Source organism: Streptoalloteichus hindustanus (genome assembly GCF_900129375.1).
In the GTDB taxonomy this organism is placed as follows: Bacteria; Actinomycetota; Actinomycetes; order Mycobacteriales; family Pseudonocardiaceae; genus Streptoalloteichus; species Streptoalloteichus hindustanus.
In genome coordinates this window covers 16,075-40,811 of the sequence record NZ_FQVN01000005.1, presented here as the reverse complement: position 1 = coordinate 40,811, position 24,737 = coordinate 16,075, and the positions used below count along the sequence as shown (strand labels likewise).

At 72.3% G+C, this 24,737-nt stretch carries 27 protein-coding genes and 1 CRISPR repeat array; of the genes, 13 read left to right on the top strand and 14 right to left on the bottom strand.

Going from position 1 to position 24,737, the window contains the following annotated elements; translation table 11 throughout:
- Positions 1 to 13 precede the first annotated feature (13 nt).
- Together BUE43_RS16180 and BUE43_RS16175 are read right to left on the bottom strand one after the other, a co-directional pair.
- Positions 14 to 1,441 carry an FAD-binding oxidoreductase gene (locus BUE43_RS16180; protein ID WP_083959809.1) on the bottom strand — a complete coding sequence of 476 codons (1,428 nt, stop codon included), beginning with the start codon at positions 1,439 to 1,441 and terminating at the stop codon, positions 14 to 16.
- A 47-nt stretch (positions 1,442 to 1,488) separates the two neighbouring features.
- Positions 1,489 to 2,160 (bottom strand): alpha/beta fold hydrolase, encoded by a 672-nt coding sequence (locus BUE43_RS16175; RefSeq protein ID WP_073484022.1) that lies wholly within the window; start codon positions 2,158 to 2,160, stop codon positions 1,489 to 1,491.
- Between the two features lie 220 nt (positions 2,161 to 2,380).
- Between BUE43_RS16175 and BUE43_RS16170 the strand changes: the two genes are divergently transcribed.
- Entirely contained in the window at positions 2,381 to 3,394 is a 1,014-nt protein-coding gene (locus tag BUE43_RS16170) for a helix-turn-helix transcriptional regulator (protein ID WP_073484020.1), read from the top strand.
- Between the two features lie 74 nt (positions 3,395 to 3,468).
- The gene (locus BUE43_RS16165) at positions 3,469 to 4,698 is read left to right on the top strand and encodes a glycosyltransferase (RefSeq protein WP_073484018.1); all 1,230 of its coding nucleotides are present in this window, start codon (positions 3,469 to 3,471) and stop codon (positions 4,696 to 4,698) included.
- A 30-nt stretch (positions 4,699 to 4,728) separates the two neighbouring features.
- Here BUE43_RS16165 and BUE43_RS16160 read toward each other — a convergent pair whose 3' ends face one another.
- Complete coding sequence (locus BUE43_RS16160; RefSeq protein ID WP_073484016.1) at positions 4,729 to 5,307, bottom strand: DUF3995 domain-containing protein; 579 nt, start codon at positions 5,305 to 5,307, stop codon at positions 4,729 to 4,731.
- Positions 5,308 to 5,366: 59 nt separating this feature from the next.
- A complete protein-coding gene (recD2, locus tag BUE43_RS16155) occupies positions 5,367 to 7,580 on the bottom strand; it encodes an SF1B family DNA helicase RecD2 (RefSeq protein ID WP_073484015.1) in 2,214 nt (737 codons plus the stop codon).
- 143 nt (positions 7,581 to 7,723) lie between these two features.
- Here recD2 and BUE43_RS16150 point away from each other — a divergent pair, with 143 nt between their 5' ends.
- Positions 7,724 to 8,122 (top strand): MerR family transcriptional regulator, encoded by a 399-nt coding sequence (locus BUE43_RS16150; RefSeq protein ID WP_073484013.1) that lies wholly within the window; start codon positions 7,724 to 7,726, stop codon positions 8,120 to 8,122.
- A gap of 46 nt (positions 8,123 to 8,168) precedes the next feature.
- Complete coding sequence (locus BUE43_RS16145; protein ID WP_073484011.1) at positions 8,169 to 9,050, top strand: TIGR03619 family F420-dependent LLM class oxidoreductase; 882 nt, start codon at positions 8,169 to 8,171, stop codon at positions 9,048 to 9,050.
- Between the two features lie 207 nt (positions 9,051 to 9,257).
- On the opposite strand, the gene BUE43_RS16140 is transcribed toward BUE43_RS16145, so the two are convergent.
- Positions 9,258 to 10,238 (bottom strand): zinc-binding dehydrogenase, encoded by a 981-nt coding sequence (locus BUE43_RS16140; RefSeq protein WP_073484009.1) that lies wholly within the window; start codon positions 10,236 to 10,238, stop codon positions 9,258 to 9,260.
- 128 nt (positions 10,239 to 10,366) lie between these two features.
- Complete coding sequence (locus tag BUE43_RS16135) at positions 10,367 to 11,134, bottom strand: nucleotidyltransferase domain-containing protein (protein WP_073484007.1); 768 nt, start codon at positions 11,132 to 11,134, stop codon at positions 10,367 to 10,369.
- A 205-nt stretch (positions 11,135 to 11,339) separates the two neighbouring features.
- On the opposite strand from BUE43_RS16135, the gene BUE43_RS16130 reads away from it, so the two are divergent.
- Positions 11,340 to 11,894, top strand: coding sequence for a DUF1360 domain-containing protein (locus tag BUE43_RS16130; protein ID WP_073484005.1), 555 nt, complete (start codon positions 11,340 to 11,342; stop codon positions 11,892 to 11,894).
- Between the two features lie 73 nt (positions 11,895 to 11,967).
- Here BUE43_RS16130 and BUE43_RS16125 read toward each other — a convergent pair whose 3' ends face one another.
- Together BUE43_RS16125 and BUE43_RS16120 are read right to left on the bottom strand one after the other, a co-directional pair.
- Entirely contained in the window at positions 11,968 to 12,576 is a 609-nt protein-coding gene (locus BUE43_RS16125) for a TetR/AcrR family transcriptional regulator (RefSeq protein WP_073484003.1), read from the bottom strand.
- Between the two features lie 12 nt (positions 12,577 to 12,588).
- The gene (locus tag BUE43_RS16120; RefSeq protein WP_200797555.1) at positions 12,589 to 13,323 is read right to left on the bottom strand and encodes a YqeB family protein; all 735 of its coding nucleotides are present in this window, start codon (positions 13,321 to 13,323) and stop codon (positions 12,589 to 12,591) included.
- Positions 13,324 to 13,485: 162 nt separating this feature from the next.
- On the opposite strand from BUE43_RS16120, the gene BUE43_RS16115 reads away from it, so the two are divergent.
- Both BUE43_RS16115 and BUE43_RS16110 read left to right on the top strand, forming a co-directional pair.
- Complete coding sequence (locus BUE43_RS16115; RefSeq protein ID WP_073484000.1) at positions 13,486 to 13,926, top strand: GNAT family N-acetyltransferase; 441 nt, start codon at positions 13,486 to 13,488, stop codon at positions 13,924 to 13,926.
- A 109-nt stretch (positions 13,927 to 14,035) separates the two neighbouring features.
- Positions 14,036 to 14,623, top strand: a complete 588-nt coding sequence (locus BUE43_RS16110; RefSeq protein WP_073483998.1) for a pyridoxamine 5'-phosphate oxidase family protein — start codon at positions 14,036 to 14,038, stop codon at positions 14,621 to 14,623.
- Positions 14,624 to 14,685: 62 nt separating this feature from the next.
- Here the strand turns inward: BUE43_RS16110 and BUE43_RS16105 are convergent, their stop codons facing one another.
- Positions 14,686 to 15,387, bottom strand: a complete 702-nt coding sequence (locus BUE43_RS16105) for a class I SAM-dependent methyltransferase (protein ID WP_073483996.1) — start codon at positions 15,385 to 15,387, stop codon at positions 14,686 to 14,688.
- Positions 15,388 to 15,507: 120 nt separating this feature from the next.
- Here BUE43_RS16105 and BUE43_RS16100 point away from each other — a divergent pair, with 120 nt between their 5' ends.
- From BUE43_RS16100 to BUE43_RS16090, 3 genes are all read left to right on the top strand, one after another.
- Positions 15,508 to 16,491, top strand: a complete 984-nt coding sequence (locus BUE43_RS16100) for an Lrp/AsnC family transcriptional regulator (RefSeq protein ID WP_143174202.1) — start codon at positions 15,508 to 15,510, stop codon at positions 16,489 to 16,491.
- Positions 16,492 to 16,618: 127 nt separating this feature from the next.
- Positions 16,619 to 17,073: direct repeats of the CRISPR family, unit length 28 nt; unit sequence GTCGGCCCCGCGCACGCGGGGATGGTTC.
- A 340-nt stretch (positions 17,074 to 17,413) separates the two neighbouring features.
- Entirely contained in the window at positions 17,414 to 17,740 is a 327-nt protein-coding gene (locus tag BUE43_RS16095) for a hypothetical protein (protein ID WP_143174201.1), read from the top strand.
- Complete coding sequence (locus BUE43_RS16090; RefSeq protein WP_073483992.1) at positions 17,740 to 17,967, top strand: hypothetical protein; 228 nt, start codon at positions 17,740 to 17,742, stop codon at positions 17,965 to 17,967. The genes BUE43_RS16095 and BUE43_RS16090 overlap by 1 nt, the downstream gene beginning before the upstream one ends.
- 430 nt (positions 17,968 to 18,397) lie before the next feature.
- Here the strand turns inward: BUE43_RS16090 and BUE43_RS16085 are convergent, their stop codons facing one another.
- Together BUE43_RS16085 and BUE43_RS16080 are read right to left on the bottom strand one after the other, a co-directional pair.
- The gene (locus BUE43_RS16085; RefSeq protein WP_073483990.1) at positions 18,398 to 18,880 is read right to left on the bottom strand and encodes a DUF2231 domain-containing protein; all 483 of its coding nucleotides are present in this window, start codon (positions 18,878 to 18,880) and stop codon (positions 18,398 to 18,400) included.
- A gap of 97 nt (positions 18,881 to 18,977) precedes the next feature.
- The gene (locus tag BUE43_RS16080; RefSeq protein WP_073483988.1) at positions 18,978 to 19,577 is read right to left on the bottom strand and encodes a PepSY domain-containing protein; all 600 of its coding nucleotides are present in this window, start codon (positions 19,575 to 19,577) and stop codon (positions 18,978 to 18,980) included.
- Between the two features lie 217 nt (positions 19,578 to 19,794).
- Between BUE43_RS16080 and BUE43_RS16075 the strand changes: the two genes are divergently transcribed.
- Both BUE43_RS16075 and BUE43_RS16070 read left to right on the top strand, forming a co-directional pair.
- Positions 19,795 to 20,673: an alpha/beta fold hydrolase gene (locus tag BUE43_RS16075; protein WP_073483986.1), complete on the top strand. Its 879-nt coding sequence runs from the start codon at positions 19,795 to 19,797 to the stop codon at positions 20,671 to 20,673.
- A 221-nt stretch (positions 20,674 to 20,894) separates the two neighbouring features.
- Positions 20,895 to 21,572 carry a hypothetical protein gene (locus BUE43_RS16070; RefSeq protein ID WP_143174200.1) on the top strand — a complete coding sequence of 226 codons (678 nt, stop codon included), beginning with the start codon at positions 20,895 to 20,897 and terminating at the stop codon, positions 21,570 to 21,572.
- Positions 21,573 to 21,704: 132 nt separating this feature from the next.
- Here the strand turns inward: BUE43_RS16070 and BUE43_RS16065 are convergent, their stop codons facing one another.
- From BUE43_RS16065 to BUE43_RS16055, 3 genes are read right to left on the bottom strand one after another with little or no spacing between them, the layout of a single operon-like run.
- A complete protein-coding gene (locus BUE43_RS16065) occupies positions 21,705 to 22,283 on the bottom strand; it encodes a DUF4865 family protein (protein WP_234995791.1) in 579 nt (192 codons plus the stop codon).
- 33 nt (positions 22,284 to 22,316) lie between these two features.
- Positions 22,317 to 22,721: a (R)-mandelonitrile lyase gene (locus BUE43_RS16060; RefSeq protein WP_073483980.1), complete on the bottom strand. Its 405-nt coding sequence runs from the start codon at positions 22,719 to 22,721 to the stop codon at positions 22,317 to 22,319.
- 2 nt (positions 22,722 to 22,723) lie between these two features.
- Complete coding sequence (locus BUE43_RS16055) at positions 22,724 to 23,311, bottom strand: TetR/AcrR family transcriptional regulator (protein ID WP_073483978.1); 588 nt, start codon at positions 23,309 to 23,311, stop codon at positions 22,724 to 22,726.
- A gap of 353 nt (positions 23,312 to 23,664) precedes the next feature.
- Between BUE43_RS16055 and BUE43_RS16050 the strand changes: the two genes are divergently transcribed.
- Entirely contained in the window at positions 23,665 to 24,726 is a 1,062-nt protein-coding gene (locus tag BUE43_RS16050) for a TerC/Alx family metal homeostasis membrane protein (RefSeq protein WP_073484880.1), read from the top strand.
- The last annotated feature ends 11 nt before the right edge of the window (positions 24,727 to 24,737 follow it).

Here is a 24,737-nt window from a genome sequence, read left to right as displayed (position 1 = left end):
CGCCGGTGCGGGTTCATCGGACGGCGGGCGGGATGTTCTGGTTGTGGCGGAACATGTTCCGCGGGTCGTAGGTGGCCTTGACGGCGGCGAGTCGCTGGTAGGTCGCGGCGTCGAAACCGGCGCGGATCTCCTCGGCCGTCGGGTTCCCGCCGAGCAGGAAGTTCGGCGCGTGGCCGAGGGCCGCGCCGCCCAGCGACTCGGCCAGGCGCTGGTGGGCCTTCTGGTCGATCGGCGCGCCCGGAGCGACGGCGAAGGTCAGGGCTCCCACCGCGTACCGCGCCTCCCGGTGGCTCACCGCGTTGGGCACGGCGGGCGGACGACCGAGGGCGCCGCCGAGATGGCGGAGCTGGACGACGCACGGGGCGGGCGAGTCGGGCGCGGCCACGGCGAGGATCGCCGGCACCGCCGACGCGTCGAGGTCCCGCAGCAGGACATTGGTGCTGTGGTAGGCGTGCGGGTGGGTCGGGTCGTTGTGGACGGCGGCGCTGTCGCTGTACGGCATGTCGGTCAGGGTGTCGGCCAGGCGGGGGCCGATCGCCCGCAGCGGAGCCACCAGGCGTTCCCCCTCCGCCGCGTCCCCGGCGTACGCGACGCTGACCTGGGCGACGAACCGGCCGCGCATCGGCTCGGGCACGTCGGGGACGTCCGGGAACGGGATCAGCCCCACCGAGGAGGTCAGCGCGTCGGGCAGGGTGGTGGTCCACTCCAGCCAGGTGCGCAGAACCTCGGGAATCAGGGGGGTGTCGAAGACCAGTCCTCCGCCGTAGAGCCGGGCCACCGGCACGAGGTCGATCTCCATGCCGGTCACCACGCCGAAGTTGCCCTGGCCGCCGCGCAGCGCCCAGAACAGGTCCGCGTCCCGCTCGGCCGTGACCTGGCGAAGCTGGCCGTCCGCCGTGACGACGTCGATGCGGCGCACGTGGTCGGCGGCGTGGCCGTAGCGGCGCGCCAGCAGCCCGACTCCGCCGCCGAGGACGTAGGAGACGGCCCCCACAGTCGGAGAACTGCCGCTCAGGGGCGCCAGCCCGTGCGGCGCAGCCGCCTCGATCACCTGCGCCCACCGGGTTCCCGCGTCGACCAGGGCGGTGCGGGTGGCGGGGTCCACGCGGACACCGGCCATCCGCCGGGTCGAGATCAACAGACCGCCCTCGGTGCTGTCCGCCAACCCGTGGCCGGTGGCCTGGACGGCGACCGAAAGACCGTGCGCACGGGCGAACTCCACCGCCGCGCGCACGTCCGCCGCGTCGACCGCACCGACCACAATGGATGGACGTTGCTGGTAGGCGGTCTGGAATCCCGCGCAATCATCGGCATATCCGTCCTCGTCCGGCAGGAACACCGGCCCCCGCACGCGGCCGCGCAGGGCGGCGACGTCGGCGAGCACGGCACCGGTGAGCGCGGCGTCGGGCTGGGCCGTCTCCGGAGTGTGGGCGTGGTCCATGGTCTCCTTCTTTCCGTTCTCCACTGGGAATGCGCCAGGCACCGGGGTCACTCCGCGGCGGCGAGCATGATCTTCAGGAACTCCTCCGGCGCGGTGGCCAGGATGTTGTGCCCGACGGGCAGGTTGTGCACGGTCCACGCCGGGTCCTGGCGGAGGCGCTCGTAGGTCGGGATGAGCGGGGTGCCATGGAAACCCGACAGGTGGATGTAGTGCCGGCGCGGGACCCGCTCCCAGGCGCCGGTGAGCCGGATCCGCTGGAGCACCGTCGCCAGCGGGTGCGCGCTGGCCCGGGGATCGAGACCGAAGTCCGGCACGCGCATGGCGTAGCCGTCCGCGCCGATCCCGCTGAGGTAGATCTGACGCCACGTGTCGTCCACCTGGTCCCAGACGGACTCGCCGTCGGCCGGCACGAAGGCGTCGGCGTAGACCAGCGCCCGCAGGCGCTCCGGGACGCGGTCGGCCACTCCGCTGACCACCATGCCGCCGTAGCTGTGTCCACAGAGGACTGCGTCCTCGATGCCCTCGATCTCCAACACGTTCACGACGTCCTGGATGTGGGTGTCGAGGTTGACCGAGGCGGACATCAGGTGGCTCCGGTCGCCAACCCCGGTCAGGGTCAGCGCGTACGCCTCGTGGCCGTGCCGACGCAGCTCCCTGGCGAACGGTTCGAACCACCAGCCGCCGTGCCACGCGCCGGGAACGAGAACGAACGTCGTCATGGTCCTGCCTCCTGGGATCAGGTCGTCACCAGCGCGAGGAGGTACGACCGCCCGCGACAGTTCTGTCCACTGAGGACACAAGGGGATGTGCTCGGCGGAGCGGGAACCGGTGGGCCCGTGCTCTGCGTGTCTTGGCGGTTGTCCCTCGCGATGCCTCAACCGTAGGGAGCCTTCCGGACAGCTCCTGTCCGGAAGTCGTGGCAGTCTGGTCGGTGTGACGATGACCATGCCCGCCCGGATGCTGCGCCTGCTGTCGCTGTTGCAGAGCAGGCGCGAGTGGTCGGGCGCCGAACTGGCCGCGCGGCTCGGCGTCACCGACCGCACGGTCCGCCGCGACGTCGACCGGCTCCGCGAGCTGGGCTACCCGGTCGACGCCAGCCCCGGCACCGGGGGCGGCTACCGGCTCGCCTCGGGCAGGGACCTGCCGCCGCTGGTCCTGGACGACGACGAGGCGGTGGCGGTCGCGGCCGGGCTGCTCACCGCGGCGGGCGGCGGGCTGAGCGGCATCAGGGAGACCTCGGTGCGGGCGTTGGCCAAGCTGGAGCAGGTGCTGCCCACGCGGCTGCGGCAGCGGGTCGCCGCGGTCACCCAGGCCACCTCGTCGGTGGTCCTGTGGGACGGGCCGCGGGCCGATCCGGCGACCCTGGCGGTGGTCGCCGCCGCCTGCCGCGACCACGAGGTGCTGTCCTTCGACTACGCGAGCCGGGACGGCGCGTCGACCGCGCGCCGGGTCGAGCCGCACCACGTGGTCACCGTGCACGGCCGCTGGTACCTCATCGCCCACGACCCCGAGCGCGCCGACTGGCGCACGTTCCGGGTCGACCGGATCACCGCGCCCGCGCCCACCCACCGGCGGTTCACCCCGCGCCCGGTCCCGGGCGGGGACCCCGCCGCCTACCTGGACCGCACCCTGGCCGCCGCGCCGTACCGGTACGACGCGGAGGCCACTGTGGACGCTCCGGCGGAGGTCGTGCTGGCCCGGATGATCGCGTCCTCCCCCAGCCGGATCGAGGCGCTGGGCGAGCGCCGGTGCCGGGTCCGGCTCGGGGCCGACTCCCTGGAGATCGTCGCCCAGCGGGTGGTGTCCCTGCTCGCCCTCGGGGTCGAGGTCACCCTCGACGGTCCGGCCGAGGTGCTCGACCACCTGGACGCGCTGGGCCGTCGCATCTCCCAGGTGGCGACGGGAACTGGCGCCGCGCGGGCGAAGGGGAGGCGTGGGCCCAAAACCACGTGAGGGCCGAGGCCATCCGGACTAGGGTGACGCGTTTCGGCGGACATCGCCGCCACGGGCGGGAAAGGGACGAGACGGTGCGCATCCTCTTCACCTTCGTTGGCGGCACCGGGCATTTCGCCCCGCTCGTCCCGATCGCCCGCGCCGCGCGGGCGGCCGGCCACACCGTCGCCTTCACGGCCGAACCGTGGATCGCCCTGACCGTCGAGCAGGCCGGCTTCCCCGTGTTCCCGGCGGGCGTGGACGGAAACGCCGTCCCGGAACGCCTTCCGCTGCTGGAACTGGACCGGGAGCGGGAGGACCGGGTGGTGCGGGACAACTTCGCCGGCAGCCGCGCGCGGAAGCGGGCCGCCGAGCTGCTCCCGCTCTGCGCCGAGTGGCGGCCGGATCTCCTGGTCCGCGAGGAGATGGACTTCGGCGCGGCGGTCGTCGCCGAACGCCTCGGCCTGCCGCACGCGACCGTGCTCGTCATCGCCTCCGGCTCGTTCGTGCGCGCGGAGCTGGTCGCCGAGCCGCTGCACGCGCTGCGCGCCGAGCACGGCCTGCCGCCCGACCCCGACCTCGCGATGCTGGACCGGAACCTCGTGCTGGCGCCGTTCCCACCCGGGTACCGCCACCCCGACTTCCCGTTGCCGCCGACGGCGCACGCCCTGCGCCCGCACGTCCTCGACGCCGGGCCGGCGGCCGGCCCGGAGAACAACCGAGAGACCAACCCCGAGAACAGCCCGAAGAACGGCTCCGAGAGCACCCCGGACTGGCTCGACACCCTGTCCGACGCCCCGACCGTCTACTTCACCCTCGGCACGATCTTCAACATGGAGTCCGGCGACCTGTTCTCACGGGTGATCACCGGGCTGCGCGAGCTGCCGGTCAACCTGGTCGTCACGGTGGGCCGCCACATCGACCCCGCCGAGTTCGGCCCCCAGCCGCCCCACGTCCACATCGAACGGTTCGTCCCGCAGTCGCTGGTCCTTCCCCGGTGCTCGGCGGTCGTCTCGCACGGCGGGTCGGGCAGCGTGATGGGCGCGCTGGCGCACGGTCTCCCGATGGTCCTGATCCCGATGGGCGCCGACCAGCCGCACAACGCCGACCGCTGCGCGGACCTCGGTGTCGCGGAGGTGCTCGACGCCGTCGCCGCGACGCCGGAGGAGGTCGGGAACGCGGTGTCGGCCGTCCTGGCGAACCCCTCGTACCGCCAGGCGGCCGACCGGCTCCGCTCCGAGATCGCCACCCTGCCCGGGCCGGAGCACGCCGTGTCCCTGCTCGAACGGCTCGTCGAGCGAGGCGGTCCCCTCCTCGCTCCCTGAATCCTCTTACCCCCGTTCCGCCCGGCGCGGTCAGGCGTGCCGGGCGCGCACGGCCCGCAGCCGACGGCCGTGCAGCACCGCGACCGGGACCAGGACCACCGCGCCGAGGAAGAAGTACCCGTTGATGACCAGGGTCCTGACGAACTCCGCCGGCGGCAGCGTGGCGTCCGGACCGGCGAACAGCCCGGCCGGGGTGAGGCCCACGAGCATCGACAGGTTCTCGACCATCCCCGGCACGCCCCGCACGACCAGGAGCGCGCTGCCGCAGAGCAACGGGACCCGCACTGTCCACTGTGGAATCTTCTGGCCCCATGGCCGCACGGTGGCCAGCGCGCAGACCGCGCCCACGGCGGACAGCACGGTGATGAGCCCGTCGTAGGCGAGGAAAACCCACACGGGCCCGCCCGGGTCGGCCCCCATGGCACTCTCGTAGTCGATCCCCATCCAGACGTGCCAGAGGAACGACACGACCATCCACGCGACGGCCGCGTACGCCCAGCGGACCGCCGCCAAGCCCGGCTCGGGGGCGGCCGCGCGGGCCGAACCGACGACGGAGTCGCTGTCCGAACTCATGTCCACGAGCGTGCCGTCGGCGAGCGGCGGCAGCATCCCTCCTCCGGACCCCGGATCTCCCTCCGCAGCGGGAGATCAGGGGCCGCCGCTCGGGCTCAGGCCCCTCGCCGAAGCCGATGCGCCAGCGCGGTGTGCCGCCGACCGGTGCTGACCGCGCGCACGGCCTGCCCGATCGCCTTGCGCGAGCCGACCAGGACGACCAGCTTCTTGGCCCGCGTCACGGCGGTGTAGAGCAGGTTGCGCTGCAACATCATCCACGCGCTGGTCGTGATCGGGATGACCACGGCCGGGTACTCGCTGCCCTGCGAGCGGTGGATGGTCATGGCGTAGGCGTGGGTCAGCTCGTCCAGCTCGGCGAAGTCGTACTCGACGTCCTCGTCCTCGTCGGTGCGCACCACCAACGTCTGCTCGTCGACGTCCAACGCGGTGACCACGCCCAGCGTGCCGTTGAAGACGCCGTTCGCGCCCTTGTCGTAGTTGTTGCGGATCTGGGTGACCTTGTCACCGACCCGGAACACCCTGGCCCCGAACCGGCGTTCCGGCGCGTCCGGCCGGGCCGGGGTCAGCGCCTCCTGGAGCAGGGCGTTCAACGCGCCGGCGCCGGCGGGGCCGCGGTGCATCGGCGCCAGCACCTGGATGTCGCGCCGGGGGTTGAGGCCGAACTTCTTCGGCACGCGCCGGGCCACGACGTCGACGGTCATCCGCGCGGCGTCCTCGGCCTCCTCCACCGGGAAGAGGAAGAAGTCGGGCAGCCCCCTGACCAACGGGTAGTCCCCGGCGTTGATGCGGTGCGCGTTGGTCACCACCCCGGACTCGGCGGCCTGGCGGAACACCTGGGTCAGCCGCACGTGCGGGACCGGGGTGTCCTCGGCCAGCAGGTCCCGCAGCACCTCGCCCGGCCCGACCGACGGCAACTGGTCGACGTCGCCGACCAGCAGCAGGTGCGCGCCCGGCGCGATCGCCTTGACCAGCTTGTTCGCCAGCAACAGGTCGAGCATGGAGACCTCGTCGACCACGACCAGGTCGGCGTCCAGCGGGTTGTCGCGGTCGTAGGCGGCGTCCCCGCCGGGCTGCAACCGCAGCAACCGGTGCACGGTGCTCGCCTCGTGCCCGGTCAGCTCCGCCAGGCGCTTGGCGGCCCGGCCGGTGGGCGCGGCGAGCACGATCTTGGCCTTCTTGGCCCTGGCCAGCGCAACGACCGAGCGCACGGTGAAGCTCTTGCCGCAGCCGGGACCGCCGGTCAGGACGGCGACCTTGCGGGTCAGCGCGAGCTTGACCGCCATCTGCTGCTCCGGCGCCAGGTCGGCGTCGGTGTGCCGGCGCAGCCAGGCCAGGGCGCGGTCCCAGTCCACCTCGGCGAAGGCCGGCATCCGGTCGGCCGAGGTGTCCAGCAGCCGCCGCACCTGGTTGGCCAGGGCGATCTCGGCGCGGTGGAACGGCACCAGGTAGATCGCGGCCTCGGGCTCGGCCGGGTCGGGGCCGGGCAGCTCCTCCCGGACCACGCCCTCCTCGGCGACCAGCTCGGCCAGGCACTCGATCACCGCGCCGGCGTCGACCTGGAGGATCGTGATCGCCTCGGCGACCAGGCTCTGCTCCGGCAGGTAGCAGTGGCCGTCGCCGGTGGCCTCGGACAGGGTGAACAACAGCCCGGCCTTGATCCGCTGCGGCGAGTCGTGCGGGATGCCCACCGCCTTCGCGATGGTGTCGGCGGTCTTGAACCCGATCCCCCACACGTCGGTCGCCAGCCGGTACGGCTCCTCGCGCACCACGCGGACCGCGTCGTCGGCGTACTGCTTGTAGATCTTCACGGCCAGCGAGGTGGAGACGCCGACGCCCTGGAGGAAGACCATCACCTCCTTGATGGCCTTCTGCTCCTCCCACGCGTCCGCGATCATCTTCGTCCGCTTCGGGCCGAGCTTGGGCACCTCGACCAGGCGCTCCGGGGTCTGCTCGATCACGTCCAGCGCGTCGACGCCGAAGTGGTCCACGATCCGCTCGGCCAGCTTCGGGCCGATCCCCTTGATCAGCCCGGAGCCGAGGTAGCGGCGGATGCCCTGCACCGTCGCCGGCAGGACGGTCGTGTAGTCGTCGACGTGGAACTGCTTGCCGTACTGGGGGTGCGAGCCCCACCGGCCGCGCATCCGCAGCGACTCCCCCGGCTGCGCGCCCAGCAGCGCGCCGACGACGGTCACCAGCTCGCCCCGGCCCGCGTCGACCCTGGCGACGGTGTAGCCGGTCTCCTCGTTGGCGAAGGTGACCCGCTCCAGCACCGCGTCCAGCACGGACCCGCGACCCGGCTCCGCCGCCATCACACCCCTCCTGACCTCCGGTCCCCGGCCCCGCAGGAGAACTACCACACGCCACCCACGGACCGGAGCGCGGCGGTCGGGCCTTGCCTTGACGCCGACGTCAACGTCTAGCGTCGGTCGGACAGCCAGGTGAGGAGGTCCGGATGCTGATCGGGGAACTGGCGCAGCTCGCGGGCACGAGCACCCGCACGTTGCGCTACTACGAGGCGCACGGGCTGGTCCGGCCCCAGCGCTCCGCCAACGGCTACCGCGTCTACGACGAGGCCGAGCTCCGGGTCGTCCGGGAGATCCGCTCCCTGATCGCCGTGGGCTTCAGCCTCGACGACATCCGGCCGTTCGTCGCCTGCCTCCGGGCCGGCCACACCTCCGGCGCGGTCTGCCCGGACGCGGTGGCCGTGCTGCGGCACAAGATCGCCGAGGTGAACGGCTGCATCGAGCAGCTCGACGCGGTGCGGCGGCGGCTGCACGCCCAGCTCGACGAGGCGGTCACGAGCCGCGGGTGCGCCGCCGCGAGAAGCGACGGCGGTCTCTCCCACCACTGACACCACGGGCCGGACCGACCGGCCGCCGACTCCCGGGGGAACGACGATGCGATTCGCGACGAGCTACAACACGGCCTACTTCGGGGCCGATCCGGACCAGATCGCGGCCTACGCGCGGCACGCCGAGGAGTGCGGCTTCGAGGCGTTCTACCTGCCGGAGCACGTCGTGCTGTACCCGGGAGCGGCGGTCGGGTCCTTCGAGCTGCCGCCGACCCTGCCCTACGTCGACCCGCTGGACTGCCTGAGCTTCGTCGCGGCGGCCACCGACCGCATCCTGCTCGGCACCGGCGTGCTGTTGCTGCCGTACCACCACCCCGTGGTGCTCGCCAAGCGCCTGGCGACCGTCGACGTGCTGTCGAAGGGGCGGATGCGGCTGCTGACCGTGGGTGTGGGCAGTCTGCCCGGCGAGGCCCGGGCGGTGGGGGTGGACTTCGGCACCCGGGGCCGGCGGACCGACGAGGCGATCGACGTGCTCCGGCTGCTCTGGGCCGGCGGCGAGGAGGGCGTCAGCTACGACGGGGAGTTCTTCACCCTCGACAGGCTGGTCAGCTTCCCCAAGCCGCACGGGAGCACGAGCCTGCCGATCCACGTCGGGGGGTCGAGCCGGGCGGCGGCCCGGCGGGCCGGGCAGCGGGGCGACGGCTACTTCCCCGGCGGCGCGCTGGCCCCGCACGAGCGCGAGATCCAGATGAACCTGGCGCGGCAGAGCGCCGCCGAGGCCGGCCGCGACCCGGCGGCGCTGGAGTACACGCGGTGGGGGTCGATCGACATGACCCCCGAGAAGGTCGAGGCGCTCGCCGCGCAGGGCGTGACCCGTCTCGTCGTGAACGCCACCGCCACCGACCCCGCCCAGCGGCTCGACGAGCTGTCCGCGTTCGCCGAGCGGTTCGCCCTCCGCGACGGAGTCGGGTCGACGGGGCCGCGCTGACCTCCGGCGAGGGCGCGAGCGCCCCCTCCCGCTCCCGCCGGGGCACCGGGGTGGCGGGGCCAGGCGTTGTGCTCCGGCACAACCTCCCCAGCCTGACCCCGCCACCCCTCTTCCCCTCCCCCTGTCACGCGCCACGTCGCTCGTCCGTCCTCTGTGGACCACACTGCGAGAGAATGTCCATTGAGGACGGCCCTCTGCGGACTCTCGTCAGCTGGTCGTGGAACCGGTCAGCAGCAGGGTCTTCCCGACCACCGCCCGGGCCTCGACGACCGCGTGCGCCTCGGCCGCTTCGGCCAGCGGGAAGGTCCGGCCGATCACCGGCCTGATCCGGCCGGCCGCCGCCGCGTCCACCGCCCGCGTGGCGAGCCGGGTGATCTCCTCCGGCGAGAACTGCACCTTCTCGATCCCGGTCAGGCGCACGTTCCGCCGCCGCGCCTGCTCCTGGTCGATCGGCGCGAAGCCGCCGCTGGGCGCGCCGTGCGCGGAGAAGCGGCCCCCGGGCGCCACCACGTCGAACGCGGCCCGGCCGATCTCCCCGCCGGCGCCGTCCAGCACGACGTCGACCCCGTCGCCCCCGGCCAGCTCGCGCACCCGTTCCACCCAGCCCGGCTCGGTGTAGTCCACGGCCTCGGCGCCCAGCTCGCGGACCAGGGCCAGCTTGCGCTCGCCCCGCGCGGCGCCGATCACACGGGCGCCGGCGGCGCGGGCGAGCTGCACGAGCAGGATGCCCATGCCGCCCGCGGCCGCGTTGACCAGCACCGTCTCCCCGCGCCGGACGCCGACCACGTCCATCAGCCCCATCGCGGTCGGGCCGTCGTGCAGCAACGCCGCCGCGTCCCGCAGGTCCAGCTCGTCGGGCACCGGGACCAGTCCGGCGGCCGAGGCCACGACGCGCTCCGCGTAGCCGCCGCCCTCGGCCCTGGCGAGCACCCGCCGGCCGAGCCACGTGGGGTCGACGTCCGCGCCCACGGCCACCACCTGCCCGGCGACCCCGCCACCCGGCACGTACGGGGGCTCGACCGTGAAGTACTCGCCGCCCCACCCGGACCGGATCTGCGTCTCCACGAAGATCACGTCGATCGCCGACGCCTCGACCACGACCTGGCCCGGTCCGGCAACCGGCTCCGGGGCCTCGCCCGGCACCAGCACCTCCGGCCCGCCGAACCCCGTCACCCGCACGACCCGCATGTCCCGCTCCCTCGCTCGTTCCGACGAGGAGCAGTCTCGGACCTCCACCAAGGTCGAGATCAAGCCCGCCCGCACCGCGCGCCGTCCGCCCACGGCGAACGGCGCCGGCGTCCGGCGCGACCGGGCGCTCAGGCGGAGAGGACCGCGCTGGACAGCCGGGCCGTCGCGTCGTCGACCGCGGCCACGAGCGCCGACGGCTCGGCGGTCAGGCCGGCGAGGACCTCGTCCAGATCGGCCCGCAGGCCAGCGCGGTCCACCAGGGTCTTCTCGTTGGTGATCCACTCGGCTCTGGCCGCCAGCACCGCGTGACCCGCCTGGCAGGCCGCCGTCGCGATCGCCCCGACGCACTCGGCGAGGTGCCCCCGCTCGGCGTGCGCCGCCCTGGCGTACCCCAGGGTCAGGCTCGCGTCGCCCCACCAGCGACGCCGCGCGTTCTCCCGCAACACCTCGGGGTAGTCGGGCCGGGGAAGCGTGCCGCGCAACACCCGGTTGAGGGCCAGCTCGGCGACCACGAGGTAGCTCGGGATGCCCGCCAAGTGGAACATCAGCCGCTCGACGTGGAACCGCCCCGCCCGGGCCTCGGCGAGCTGGTGCTCGACCTCGCGCAGGTCCCGGTAGTGGACGTCGACGTGCCGGCCGTCGATCTCCAGCCAGGCGCCGCCGTTGAACACCCCGCCGCCCCACTCACCGATTTCCGAGACCACGCCGGACCAGCCGAGCGCGCGCAGGCTGTCGGGGGTGAACCCGCCCCGGTAGTAGATCGCGAAGTCCCAGTCGCTGTCCGGGCGGTGCGTCCCGGTGGCGCGGGAGCCGCCCAGGGAGACCGCCTCCACCCCGGGCAGGCCGGCAAGTCGTCGCGTGATCTCTTCGGCGAACGCCTCGTCGTCGAACCGCATGCCAGTGAGCCTAGGACCCGGTCGCCAGCCCTTTCCGATCATGTGCCGACCCCGCGGACGGCGACCACGGCCCGGCAGGCACGTCCCCGAACGAGCGCCGGCGCGGACCGTCCCGTTAGCCGCCCGGCCTCCGGGGTAACCCGTCACCAACCACCACCCCGACCGGGGGTGGCGACGGCATCCGGACGCCAGGGACGGTGACGACGTGGCCAAGGGCGGGAACAAGGCCCTCTCGGAGACCGGCGCGGACGTGCAACAGGCGTACGAGGGCGACCAACGGCAACCGCTGCGCGGCTACCTGCTCCTCCTCGGGGTGTACGCGGCGACCGCCGGCGGGTTGGCCGGAGCGGCCCGCCTCCTGGGCCGCCCCCTCCCCGACCGCGTCCGGTTCGACGACTTCGCCCTGCTGTCCCTGGCCACGCACAAGCTCAGCCGCCTGCTCACCAAGGACTCGGTGACCAGTCCGCTGCGCGCGCCGTTCACCCGCTTCGAGGGTCGGGCCGGCGCGAGCGAGGTCAACGAGTCGCCCAGGGGCGACGGGCTCCGCCGGCGGGTCGGCGAGTTGCTGAGCTGCCCGTTCTGCACGGCGATCTGGGTGTCCACGGCGTTGTCGGCGGGCACGGTGTTCGCGCCCCGGCTGACCCGGCTGGTCTGCGCGGGGCTCGGCGCGGTCGCGGTCTCCGACGCCCTGCAACTGGCTTACGACGTGGGCAAGAAGGCAGCGGGCGCGACCGGGCCGTCCGACTCCGACGAGGGCTGACCGCCCCGCCGCTCCCGGGAGCCACCGCCACCGCCTCTGTCCACAGTGGACCGTGTCTGGTGGGCGCGGGTCGTCAGTCCTTCCGGGGTTCGACGAGCAGGAACCTCGTGAGGATCAGGCGCAGCATCGCCACCTCGTCCTCCAGCGCGAAGTCCGCGGTGAAGGAGGCGCGCCCGTACAGGGAGTCCACGAGGTTCACGATCCAGGACGCGGCGAGGGCCGGGTCGACCGAGCCGTCGATCCGGCCCTCGGCCGCCGCCCGGCGGAGCAGGTCGGCCAGGCCGGCGGCGAGTTCCCGGTCGTTGTGGAACAGCAGCGCGGCGAAGTCGTCGTCCCGGCTGGCGTGCGCGGCGACCTCGATGGCGAGCCGGGCCATCCTGGGCTCCGCCAGCGGCTCGGCGAGGGAGTCGACCAGGTCGAGGACCGCCTGCCACGGGTCGTCGGCCTCGGCCGCCAGGGCCAGCCGCTCCGCGTTGTCCCGGCCGTCCTGTTCGAAGATCGCGACGAAGACCGACCGCTTCGTCGGGAAGTAGTGGAACAGGCTGCCCGAGCTGATGCCCGCCTCGGCGCAGATCTCGGCGACGGTGGTCCGCTCGAAACCCTTGCGGGCGAAGCAGACCGCCGCCGCGTTGAGGATGTGCCGGCGCTTGGCCTCGTGCCGGACGGGATCGACGGTGCGCACGGTCGTCCGCGGTCAGCGGGCCGACCCGGACGTGACGTCCCTGGCCGTCCGGAAGTACTGCCGCTTGTTCTCCTCACGCACGAAGACGCCGTGCCGGACCAGCTCCGCCCGCAGGGTGCGCGCCTCGTCGTCCTCGTCCTCGCGCAGGGCCCGCTGCCGCTCGCGCAGCAGGGCGTTGGCGGTGGCGGACAGCCCGTCGACACCGTCCACCCAGAGCTGGTAGTCCTCGGTGTAGGGGTCGCCCTCGTCGTTCCAGGGGTAGCCGTGGGCGCGGAAGGCGTCCCGCAGCCGCGCCGCGCTCAGGTCCGAGGTCTCCCTGGCCAGCTCGGAGCCCGTGTGGTCGAGCAGCACGAGCTTCTTGCCGTCCATGAACACCGTGCCGACCCGCGACCGCTCGACGCTGCCCCGCTTGTTGTCCCGGACCCAGGTGACCTCCTGCGGCGAGACCGTGACGGCGAGTTGCTCCGAGGCGATGATCGCCGCGAGCACCAGACCGGCGATCCCGCCCAGGACGAGCGCGCCGACCGTCGCGTAGGGCTCGGCGATCGTCGAGACCAGGCGGAAGACGCCCTGGGCCGGAAACCACTCCAGGGACGCGAACCAGCCCGAGAGCGACTTCAGTCCCCAGAGGACTCCCGCGCCCAGTGCCGGGCACACGCCCCACACCCCGTAGCGCACCACCGCCGACTCCGCCACCACCGTCGGCTCGTACCCGGACATCTGCGCCTCCGCGACCTTCGCCCCCATGCGCGGCATTATCAGACCGCGCGCTCGGTTTAAGCAAACGTCCTGCTCGACCAACGGGTTCCACCCCACGCCGGAGCCGGCGGAGGCCGGACGGGCGCCGGCTCGTCGACGGCGCCCGCGGGGGCGGACAGGGCCGGCGAACTCGTGCGAGGATGCCTGACCGTGATCGATATCGGCCCGTTGCGCCCGGAGGACCGCGCCGACTGGGAAGTGCTGGCCCGAGGTTACAAGGCGTTCTACCGCACGACAGTGCCCGACGAGGGGTACGAGGAGACCTGGCGCCGGCTGCTGGGCGAGGCCGACCTGCACGGCCTCGGCGCGTGGCTGGACGGGAAGCTGGTCGGCATCGCCCACTACCTGTTCCACGTCACCCTCTGGCTGCCGGACTCCTGCTACCTCCAGGACCTGTTCGTCTCCGAGGCGGCGCGCGGCCGGGGCGCGGCCCAGGCGCTGGTCGAGCGGGTCGCCGAGGCGGCCAGGGCGCGGGGAGCCGACCGCCTGTACTGGACCACCGAGCAGAACAACACGCGCGCCCGCGCGCTGTACGACCGGATCGCCCGCTTCCACGGCTTCATCCGCTACGACTACCCGTTGCACGGGTAGGCCGGACGGAGGCACGACACCTCCTTCCACCGTCCACAAAGGACATGGCGGAACGGAACAGCGGCCGAGCTCACAGCCCGCCCCGCCGCCCCGCGCCGATAATGCCGGGATGGGAAAGCTCTACGAGCGGATCGAGGGCCGCCTCCGGGCGTTCATCGAGGAGCAGAAGGTCTTCTTCGTGGCGACCGCGCCGCTGGACGCGGACGGGCACGTCAACCTCTCCCCCAAGGGCCGGTCGGGCACGCTGGCGGTGCTCGACGACCTCACCGTCGCCTACCTGGACTTCGGTGGCAGCCACGCCGAGACCATCGCCCACCTGCGGGAGAACGGGCGGATCACGCTCATGTGGTGCGCCTTCACCGGTCCGCCGAAGGTCCTGCGGGTGCACGGCCACGGCGAACCCGTCTTCCGGGACGATCCGCGCTTTCCCGACCTGCTGCGGCACTTCGCCCCGGAGCACGCCAGGGCGGCCGGGCTGCGGGCGGTGGTCCTGGTCGCCGTCCGGCGGGTCAGCGACAGCTGCGGGTTCGCCGTCCCGTTCCTGGACTACCGGGAGGAGCGGACGCTGCACGCGGAGCACTTCGGCCGCAAGACGGACGAGGAGTTCGCCGCGTACTGCGCGACCAAGGAGCACAACGCGACGAGCATCGACGGCCTGCCCGCGCTCCCGATCCCGCTGCCACCGCGCGGCGAGTGAGCGGTGACCGCGCCCTCATCCATCCACTGTGGACAGACGAGGGCGCGGCCGGCCGGCGGCACTCAGTTCCGACGGGCCCGCAGGAGCCACGCGGGGAACCTGACGCGTCCCCGGTCGTCGACCACCACCCGCTCGCCGTGTTGTTCGAGGAAGTTGGGGGCGGACTGCGCCACGGCCAGCAAGGTGGTCTCGCGCAGCTCCGCGACCTCCCAGCCCGCGTTCCCCAGCGTGGACCGCAGGTTCTCCTCCGAGACGGGGATCGGGGACGGCAGGCCGTCCACGGTCCGGTCGGAGAAGCACACGATGTTGAGCCGCGCGCCCGGTTTCGTGACCCGGCCCAGCGCCTCGACGTAGGAACGCTGCCCGTCCTCGTCGAGGCAGTGGTAGAGCGCGGAGTCCACCACGGTGTCGAACCGGTCCTCGTACCCGGCCAGGCTGGTCGCGTCGGCGACCGCGAACGCCACGTCGACGCCGCGCTCGGCCGCCCGCACCCCGGCCTGCTCGACTGCCCGGGGCGAACCGTCGACCCCGGTCACCCGGTAACCGCGCGTCGCGAGGTGGATCGCGTTGTCCCCCAACCCACAACCCACGTCGAGCACCTCGCCAGCGACATGCCCCGCCTGTTCGAGCTCCACCACCGCCGGCTGCGGACCGCCGATGTCCCAGGGCACTCCGGCGAACGCCACCCCCGCCACCAGCTCGCCGCCGCCGTAGAGCGCGTCGAAGTCGAGGGAGTGGGCCGCGTCGGGGCCACTGCTCGTCATCCGTCATCTCCTTGTCGAGTCCGAGACACCCCGTGTGGCGCCTCGCTTCCGGTCGCCGACAGCGTGGCCGCTCCCACCACGCCGCCGGCAGCAGACCGGCGTCTGGTTGTGGAAACCGTCATGGGAGACGATGAGGAGGTGGAAACCGTCACGCTGGACGCTGTCGACCGGCAGCTCGCCCACGCCCTGGCGATCGACGGGCGAGCGCCCTTCAACCGGGTCGCGGCGGTGCTCGGCGTCTCCGAGAACACCGTCGCCCGCCGCTACCGCCGACTCCGGTCGGCCGGCGTGCTCCGCGTCGTCGGCGCCGTGGACGGCTCCCTGCTCGGCCAGGACTCCTGGACGATCCGCGTGCGGTGCGCCCCGGAGGCCGCCACCGCGATCGCCACCGCCCTCGCCCGCCGGCCGGACACCTTCTGGGTGCACCTGCTCTCCGGCGGCACGGAGATCTCCTGCCACCTCCAGGTCGCCACCCCGGCCGACCGCGACGCGCTCCTGCTGGACAAGCTCCCCCGCACCAGCCGGGTGCACGGCATATCCGCCCACGCGATCCTGCGCGGCTTCGCCCTGCCGAACGGCTGGGCCGGCCTGCACGCGCTGGACCCAGCCCAGGTCGAGCGACTGACGCCGCCCGAATCCCCACCGGAGAACCCACCAACGCTCACCGAGAGCGACCACGCCCTCCTGGCCACCCTGGCCAAGGACGGGCGAACAAGCCACGCCGACCTCGCCACCGCGACGGGCTGGTCCGAGTCCACCGTGCGCCGCCGCCTGGACCTCCTCCGCCGAGCCGGAGTCCTCTCCTTCCCACTCGACATCGCGCCGCCGGCGCTGGGCTACCACGCCGAAGCCCGCCTGTGGATGTCGGTCCGACCCGCCGCGCTCGTCCCCGTGGCGCAAACGCTGGCCCAGCACCCAGAGGTCTCCTTCGTCGCCGCCACCACGGGCCCCACGAACCTGGTCGCCTCCATCGTCTGCCGCGACACCCGCGACCTCTACCGCTGTCTGACGCAACGGGTCGGCACCCTGAAAGCCGTCACCACGCTGGAGTCAGCCCCGGTCATGCGCACCGTGAAACGCGCCGGCGCGGTACTCCCCCTCTGACGTCCCGGTCTGATCGTGAAAGATGGAGAACGCCGCCGAAGCCAACGAAGACCCCAACAACCCACCTATGCTTCCGCAAATGGTCAAAACAGAGGACACCGCGAGCTAAAGCCCCAGCTCAAGAAGTGTCGGCCCCGCGCACGCGGGGATGGTTCCCGCTCGTGCCGCTCCTGGTGTGCGGAGTTCTCGTCGGCCCCGCGCACGCGGGGATGGTTCGCTCACGGGCCTCAGCCGGCGGATGATTCGGCGGTCGGCCCCGCGCACGCGGGGATGGTTCATGTCAAGGAGATCATTCGCATGGGCCACGCACGTCGACCCCGCGCACGCGGGGATGGTTCTCCAGGCCGTAGCGCTCACCGATACCGGATAGCGTCGGCCCCGCGCACGCGGGGATGGTTCGGTCCACGACATCGGCGACATCACCATCTCGGAGTCGGCCCCGCGCACGCGGGGATGGTTCTGCGGTGGTGCCGGGCGCTGGGGCGGTACCGGTGTCGGCCCCGCGCACGCGGGGATGGTTCGGGGGACACCTCCTGGTGTTCGCCGACTGGCGAGTCGGCCCCGCGCACGCGGGGATGGTCCCGTCAGTTCAGGTGCAGGCGCGCGAGGATGGCTCCGCTGTGGATGTATCTCATGACGCTCAGTAAGTGGCCAGCCAACACACGCGAGGATGGTTCCTTCGCCGCCAGGAACGCCACACCGGCGTCAGCCCCGCACTCGTGCGGATGGCTCAAGTTGCATAGGCTGCAGTAATGACCGAAAGACATCGTCCCCGCGCACGCGGGGATGGCCCGATCGGCGGGCCTGGGCCCACCGCCGAGCAAGCTTGGAGCGCTAGTCGAGCCGACCCCAACTACATGGGGATGACTCCGAGGCTAAGGAGTGTCCCAACATAGGGCTCATCGCCCCAACACACGCGGGGATGGCTCCTGACGCCGATAGCCGGACTACTCGACCGGAGATCGACGAGAAAACTGAAACCATGGAGATTAGAAACTTGAAGCTCAATGAGTTCCGACAGCGTCTGAAGTCCGAGTTGGAAGCCCTCGACCATCCGGAGATCGTAGGGGTAGACGACATCGCGGTGCCACCCGGGACATCGGACGACCCGAACGACAAGCACAAAGTGCACAACCAAATCCGGGTGCGCTATGCGAGCGGCGCTAACTCGGTCATCATGGCACACGTCGTTCGTGGCCCAGGGATCCCGAAGCACGCCCCCTACAGCCCGCCGGCGGAGGCGTTCTGATGCGCAATCCTCGCTTTATCGACCTTTTCGAGCAAATCGTGTCCGCATGGCCGGAGGTTGTCAAGTACGAGCGTGTCGAGCTTGGCAAAGAGGGCGCCGTCCAACGGGTGACATTTACCGACGGCATTGAGATCGATTTCCGTATCGTCAATGGAGCCCCCGACAGTGGCGACGACGCGACCCAGCCCGAGAAAATTGTGACAAAATACGACAAACAAGTGAGGTGACACATGGCATCCGGTCATTGTCCAGACTGCGGGGCCGTAGCAGCACAAGAACCCGGCCAGACCGTAGGGCCACACCAGAAGCCCGGCTCTCGTGAGGCATGCACTGGCGCGGGTAAGGCCGCAACCTGAGACCGTCGAACCCGAGACGCCTTGAGGAGGCCCCAGTGAACGAGGGCCTCTTCGTTCATCGGCCCCGCGTGCGCGGGGATGGCTCGACATCCCTCTCAGGGCACTTGAGCGCCACAGCTGGTCGGCCCCGCGCAGGCGGGGGTGTCCTCGTCGTTGCGGGGCTGATGTGTCGCCCGCTCCGGTGTCGGGCCGGACCGACGACTGAGGGTGGGTTGAGCCGTGTCCTGAGGGCAGCGGGGCTGGCCCGGCGGCGTCGGGTGGTCGGCGGGCCGCTGGAGGAGTGGGTGGGGTCAGTGGGTTGTCAGTGGGTTGGGTGGGTCAGGGAGCTGGGGGCGTTGAGGTTGGCGCCTTCGTCCACGCTCATGCCCAGGCGTTCCACCAGTTCGCCGCCCAGCCAGGCGGCGACGGTCGCCACCGCGAGGCCGACCAGGGCCAGGACGAAGGCGAGGGTTGGTGGCTGCCAGGTTGCCTGGTTGAGGCGCAGCAGCCAGCTCACCGCGAACAGCACGAGCACGGCGACGTTGCTGAGGCCGTGGACGAGGCCGATGCGCTTGGCCCGGGTGCCTTTGGGGACGGCGAACCAGTCGATCCAGCCGAACAGGCCGGCGACCGCGCCGCCCACCACGCCGGCGGCGGTGGTGTGCGCGGCGGCGGTCGCGAAGCTGTCCCGGCTGGTGGAGTAGAAGAGCACGTCGAACAGGACCGCCGTGACCAGCAGCCCGATCGGGAACGCGATGAGCATCGGGTGGATGGCGTGGCCGGCCATCCGGGCGCGGCTTCGCATGGCTCCCCCTTTCCTCGGCGGATGCCCTGGTGCTCGGCTACCCCGTCCGAGCCCGGGCAACCAGGGGGGCGCGGTCGGCCGCCGCGCGCCGGGCCGGTCACCGCTCCCTGGCGATCTCCCCGGTCCTGGCGTCGATCTTCAGCTCGGTCCGCGCGCCGTCGGGGCGGGCGAAGTGGATCTCCCAGACGACCGTGCCGTCGTGCAGCGTGTCGATCTCCAGCTCGGTCAGCCGGCCGTTCTCCCGCTGGCCGGCGATCTCGGCGGCGCGGGCCGCGTCGATCTTGGCGGCGTCGAGCTTGCGGATGTCGTCGTCGGGTCGACCGTGGTCGCTCCTGGCCAGGACGCGGCTCCCGTCCTCGGACACGTCGAGCTTGGTCTCGCGGTCGTGGGCGACGACCTTCACCTCCCACAGCCGGTCACCGCCCCTGGTCTCGTGCTCCAGGTCGAACGCGCGGCTGTCGGGCACGGTGCCGGTCGCGGTGCGCAGGGCGTTGACGGCGTCCCGGACCCCGTCGCTGACGTTCGGTGACGGGGAGGCTCCTGGACGGGTGTCCTTCCCGGTGGTGTTCCGGTGGGGTTTCGGCGGGGCCGTCGGGATCTGGGCCTGTTCGGGCGTTGGCCCCTCTCCGCAGCCGGTGATCAGCGCGGCCAGGAGCACGACGGCGGCCGGGATGAGGGCTCGGGCGTGGTTGCGCATATCTGTGCCCTACCCCCTCCGCACGCGGCCAGCCACCCCACATCCCACATCCGGGTGACAGGGGTGCGCACGCCCGCCTCCGCGCCCGGCGACCCGTCGTCCAAAGTGGACCGTCCACAGTTGATGGTGCCGCTGATGTCGGTCACCTTGTGGGGGCGGGCTCCGGGGTGGAAAAAGGGTGGAGATCACCAGCGGCGGTCGGTCAGCATCGGGGGTTATGGACGTAGGTGTCGCCGATCCGGCACGACTGGGCCAGAGCACGCTTCCCGACGGCCGACGACTCGGTTGGGCTGAGTGGGGTCCGGCGGAGGGCGTTCCGGTGCTGCTGTGCCCCGGCGCGGCGACGAGCCGCTGGCTGGGGTTCGGGACGGACGTGGTGGACGAGCTGGGGGTGCGGCTGGTCTCGGTCGACCGCCCCGGGCTCGGCGCGTCCGATCCGGCGCCGGGCCGCACCCTGTCCGACTGGGCGGCTGATGTCCGGCATCTCGCGGCCGAGCGCGGACTGGTCGACCTCGCCGTCGTCGGGATGTCGGCGGGCGTGCCGTTCGCCCTGGTCTGCGCGGCGGCCGGCGTCGCGGTGGCGGCGGCGGTCGTCTCCGGCGACGAGCTGGCGTCGCCCGCGTTCACCGGACTCCTGACCCCCGAGGTGCGGGACCTGGTGGCGCTGGCGACGACTGACCCGGCCCGCGCCGAAGAGGTGTTCGCCGACTTCGGCTCCGTCGAGACCCTGTGGGAGATCGCGGTCGAGCGGAGCTCCGGGACCGACGGCGCGGTCTACCGGCAGCCGGCCTTCGCCTCGGCCTTCCGCCGCGCGCTGACCGAGGCGTTCGCCAGGGGACCGGCCGGGTACGCCAGGGACACGGTGCTGGTGATGGCGCCGTGGCCGTTCGACCCGGCGGAGATCACCGTCCCTGTGGACCTCTGGTACGGCGGGCGGGACACCAGCCCGGTGCACTCCCCCGACCTGGGCGCGACCCTCGCCGGCCGTCTGCCGGACGCGCGGCGGCACGTCGTGCCCGAGGCCGGTGGTTCGCTGCTCTGGACCCACGCGCGGGAGATCCTCGACTCGCTGGTGCGACCGCGGGCGCGGGGATGACCTCCGGCCGCCAGTGTGATCGGCGGCGTAGCCTGTCCACAGTGGAACCCCGGTCACGGGCGGTGCCAGCGCGCCGCCGGCCGGGGGCGGAGACGTCCTCGACGAGATCGTCTCCGCTCCGCCGACTCCCGCTGCCCGTAAGGGTTTCCCGGAACCATGCACATCGGATTCCGGGGATTCGCCCTGATGCCTCCGACCGCGTCGGTCCGCACCATCGCAGCATGCCTCGAACTGCTTCGCATCACCTCAAGCGCGTTCTGGTGGTGCTCCACGTGCTGACCTCGGTCGGCTGGTGGGGGTTGTCGCTCGTGCTGCTCACGCTCATCAGCGGGGCGGTCGTGAGCGACGGTGAGATCCGCACGTCGTTCCTGCTCAGCGCCAACCACCTGGACGACCAGGTCCTGGTCCCGCTGGCCGAGACGGCCGCCTACACCGGGTTCATGCTGTCGGCGCTGACGCGCTGGGGGTACTTCCGGTTCTGGTGGGTGACCTGGAAGTTCGTCCTCACCGTGGCGTCCATCGTGCTCGGCGTCAGCGCCCTCGGCTCGTGGCTGGACGCCTCCCTGGCCGCGGCGAGGCACGGCGGCGAGGCTCCGACGGGCAATCTGATCATCGGCACGGTGTTCGTGCTCACGGCGTTGGTGGTCTCCACGTGGTTGTCGGTCGCCAAGCCTGGCGGCCGCATCCGGCAGGGCGGACGGGTCGGCCGCGAGGCCGAGCCGCAGCCCGATCCCCGACTGCTGGCCGTCGTGCTCGTGTTGCCGTTCGTGGACCACGGGCTCGGGCTGCCCGGCCCGATGACCCAGCTCCTCATGGTGATCGGCTACGCCATCTACCGCGCCCGGCGGCAGCGGTCGACTCCCGCCCCGCCCCGGCCGAGCGTCGTCACGGTGCCGTGACCCCCTCCACGCGGACGGCCGGGGCCGCCATCGTTGGAGCGAACCCGACCGTCCACAGTGGACATATTTGACTGTTGGACGCGACCCGACCCGACAGTCGAGAACGTCCTCAGTGGACAGCAAGAGGCGCGGTCACCACTGACGGCCCTGGCGGACGTCGTCCAGGTGCGGCGTGGACAGGTGGAGCACCTGGTAACGGATTCCGGTGGCGTCGGGCTCGACGTCGGCCCACAGCGTGAAGCGCACCATTTCCCAGTGTCGCGGGTCAACGGCGAGGGCCGTGGAGTGCACCCCCTCGCGTCCCGCGTGCTGACGCAGCTCGTCCAGCGCCTGGGCGACGAAATCGGTCGGGTCCACCTCGGCGGGCAGCGGCTCAGTGTGCCGGGTCGCGGCACGCGGGATGGCGGCCCGGGCCGGCCCCGGTTCGAACGCCACGCCGGTCCAGTTCCGCACGGCGGGCCGGCCGAAGGAACCGAGGATGTTGCGGAAACCGCCGCCGCCCCACAGGAAGTGGTTCATGCCGCTCAGGGACTGCCACAGGTAGAACGGCGCGTACTGGTTGACGGTCGACCCGGCGACCCCCGCCTCCCGGATCAGGTACGCCTTGAGCCCCATCCCGGGGAAGGAGTCGAGGAGGTGGCCCTTGGTCTCCACCCGACGACGAATGATGTCCATGTCGTAGTCGGTGGGCAGGGAGATCTCGTACTGCATCGCGTGCACGGGACTGTTCTCCGTTCGGGGTTCTCAGAGTTCGTGGGCTGGGTACTCGGCGTCGCCGACGGGTGCGCCCCGCTCGGCCTCGACGCCGTCGTCACCGGCCTCCTGCACCGCGAGGTGCGTCATGGACGAGTGGGGCGTCGCACCGTGCCAGTGCCACTCGCCGGGCTCGATCCACACGGTGTGTCCCGCGTGGATCTCCTCGACCGGGCCGCCCGCCCGCTGCACCAGGCCGACGCCCTCGGTGACGTGGAGAAGCTGGCCGTGCGGATGGCGGTGCCAGCAGGTGCGGGCGCCGGGCGCGAAGCGGACGCTGTGCGCGCGGAGCCGGGACGGCGGTTCGGCCACCACCACCTCGTGCAGCCACACGTCTCCGGTGACCCAGCCCGGCGGCGCGGGCTCGGCGTCCTGGTGTTCCCTGCTGGTCCACACGCTCAGGCACGCTCCTCGTCGGAGACGTCCCGCCGCTGGGCCGCCAGCAGGCCGAGGACGCCCCGGACGGCGTGTTGGAACGGCTCGACGGACTCCGCCGACCGCGCCAGCACGTAGCCGCCCTGCAACACGGCGACGAGCGTGGCCGCGGTCGTGGTGACGTCCAGGTCCTCGGCCAGCTCGCCCCGGGCCCGCCCCTCGGCGAGGACCTCGGCCAGCCGGCCCCGCAGCCACGCGAAGGTCTCGTCCAGCGGCTGCCGCAGGCCCGGGTCGGACACGACGTCGGGGTCCTGCGTCAGCCGACCGATGGGGCAGCCCCGCAGCACGTCCCGCTCGCGGAGCAGGTAGGCCGAGATCCGCTCGTACGCGGTGCCCGGGGCCGAGAGCTGGGCGTCCGCCTTCGCGCGCATGTCCTCGGCGGTGGCGCGCACGGCGGCCAGCGCGAGCTCGGCCTTGCCGGCGAAGTGGTGGTACATGCTGCCCTGGCCGACGCCGGCGCGGCGTTGGATCGCCTTCGGGCTGGTGCCCACGTAGCCCCGTTCCCAGAGCAGTTCCCTGGTGCTCTCCACGAGGCGGTCCGCAGTGGTCATGACCGCAGCGTACATACTAGTAGGTACAAAATCGAAACCCACGCCTGACCGGGCACGGAGCCCGCGCGAGGTCCGCCAGCCCCGTGATCACCTGATTGGGCCGGACGCCGGCAAGTGCCGGGGCGACGGGGCCGCACACGACCACCGCCTGGCTCTGCTCCGGACCGATCGCCTACCCTGACCAAACGAGGGGAGTACTTCCCACGGGTCGTACCGGTCAGTACGAACGCACCGGAGGCGTTCTCGGGCGGCCGCTCGGCAGGACAGCCGGGTGAAGGAGACCTCGAACCGTTTCGACGTGTTCGAGGAGTCCCGTGCCCTTCGTCCTCCCCCTGGCCTCCCCGCTGGCCCCGATGGCCGAACCCGCGTTGGCCCAACCCGTCGCGCTGACCGGTCCACAGTCGGTGGCCTCTCCCCTGTTGTGGGCCGTCACGATCCTCGGCCTGGTTCTCCTGCTGGCGCTGGACTTCGCGCTGACGCACCGCCCGCACGAGGTGTCGATGCGCGAGGCCGTGGCCTGGTCCGCCTTCTACCTCGTGCTGCCCCTCGCCTTCGGGGCGTACCTGTGGTTCTCCTTCGGCTCCGGCCAGTCGGTCGAGTTCCTCACCGGCTACCTGGTGGAGAAGTCGCTGTCGGTGGACAACCTGTTCGTCTTCATCCTGCTGCTGTCCACCTTCGCCGTCCCACCCGCGCTCGCCCAACGCGTGCTGCTGTACGGCATCGTCGGCGCCCTGGTGCTCAGGGGCGTGTTCATCGCGCTCGGCGCCGCCATGCTCCAGGCGGGCACCTGGGCCTTCCTGGTGTTCGGGGCGGTCCTGCTGGTGACGGCGGCACGTCTGCTCCGCGACACGGTCGCCGGGCGGGAGCACGAGGTCGACATCACCCAGATGCGCTCGGTCCGGCTGCTCCGCCGACTGATGCCGGTGACCCGCGAGTACCACGGCACGCGCATGGTGGTGCGGGTGGCCGGCCGCCGCACGCTGACCCCGCTGGCGCTGGCCGTGGTCGCGGTCTTCGCCACCGACATCGTCTTCGCCGTCGACTCGGTGCCGGCCGTCTACGGGATCACCGAGGACCCGTTCCTCGTCTTCGCCACCAACGCCTTCGCCCTGCTCGGGCTCAGGGCGCTGTACTTCGTGCTGCAGGCGGCGCTGACCAAGTTGGCGCACCTGGACTTCGGCCTCGCGATGATCCTCCTCCTCATCGGCGGCAAGCTCGTGCTGCACTGGGCGCACGACGTCTGGCCGTGGGTTCCCGAGATTCCCACGCTGCTCTCGCTCGCGGGCGTCGTGCTGATCCTGCTGACCGTCACCCTCACCAGCCTGTGGGCGAACCGGCGCGCGGACGCCCGCCGCGCCGACGGGGACCGGACGCCGAGGGCCGAGGTCTCCCCGCCCGGCGAGCGGTCGGCGTGAGCGTCGCGACC